This is a genomic window from Kitasatospora sp. A2-31 (assembly GCF_022288725.1).
Taxonomy (GTDB): Bacteria; Actinomycetota; Actinomycetes; order Streptomycetales; family Streptomycetaceae; genus Kitasatospora.
In genome coordinates this window covers 1-1,009 of sequence record NZ_JAKNTA010000282.1, presented here as the reverse complement: position 1 = coordinate 1,009, position 1,009 = coordinate 1, and the positions used below count along the sequence as shown (strand labels likewise).

Annotated in this window: 1 protein-coding gene; it reads left to right on the top strand. The window is 76.7% G+C overall.

Annotated features, from left to right (window positions below):
- Positions 1–62: 62 nt before the first annotated feature.
- Positions 63–935 (top strand): 16S rRNA (guanine(527)-N(7))-methyltransferase RsmG, encoded by an 873-nt coding sequence (gene rsmG, locus MCM47_RS41465; RefSeq protein ID WP_238860470.1) that lies wholly within the window; start codon positions 63–65, stop codon positions 933–935.
- Positions 936–1,009: the final 74 nt, after the last annotated feature.

Genomic DNA, 1,009 nt, shown 5'->3' with positions numbered 1-1,009 from the left:
GATGTTTCACGTGAAACGGTGTGAAGAGCGGGTCGGTGGATCCGGGGAGCGGAGAGGTCGAGATGGACACGGAGAGCGCGGCTGCCGGTGAGCCGGTGACGGGCGTCGGCGGTTCGGCCGCTGAGGGCCCGGCCGGTTCCGCCCAGGCGGACCGGCCCGGTGAGGGCCAGGTCGCCGACGGCGCGGCGGCCGCGGAGCTGACCGAAGCCCCACCGGTGGCACGGGAGGTCTTCGGCGACCGTTACGACGCCGCGGTCCGCTACACCGAGCTGCTGGCCACGGCCGGCGTCCAGCGCGGGCTGATCGGCCCCCGCGAGGTGCCCCGGCTCTGGGACCGCCACGTGCTGAACTGCGCGGTGCTGGCCGAGCTGCTGCCCCCCGGCTCCACCCTGTGCGACGTCGGCTCGGGGGCCGGCCTGCCCGGCATCCCGGTCGCGCTGGCCCGTCCGGACGTGTCGGTGACGCTGCTGGAGCCGCTGCTGCGCCGGACCACCTTCCTGGAGGAGGTCGTCCGCGAGCTGGGGCTGGAGAACGTCACGGTGCTGCGCGGCCGGGCCGAGGAGATGGTCGGCAAGCTGGCCGTGGACGTGGTGACGGCCCGCGCGGTGGCGCCGCTGGAGCGGCTGGCCGGCTGGGGCCTGCCGCTGCTGCGTCCGCACGGTCAGATGCTGGCGCTCAAGGGCGACAGCGCCGAGCAGGAGCTGGCGGAGTCGCGGGCCGGCCTGGCCAAGCTCGGCGCGGTGGAGTGGTCGGTCATCTCGGTCGGCGAGGGCACCCTGGAGACCTCGACCCGGGTGGTCCAGGTCAAGGCCGGGGAGAGCCCGGGCGGCGTGAAGGCCGCCACCCGGCGGGCCAAGGCGGCCCGGGCCGGGCGCACCGCCGGCGCCGCCCGGGGTGCCGAGCGCGGTCGGGGCGGGCGGCGCCGCGGCCGCTGAGGCGGGTGATGCTCGACACGGGCGGGTGGTCCTCCGGACCGCCCGCCCGTTGGTCGTTTCGGGGGACAACCCGG

Bases quoted from the DNA above. Each gene is read 5' to 3' on its own strand.
- rsmG (WP_238860470.1), top strand. From the start codon at position 63: ATGGACACGGAGAGCGCGGCTGCCGGTGAGCCGGTGACGGGCGTCGGC.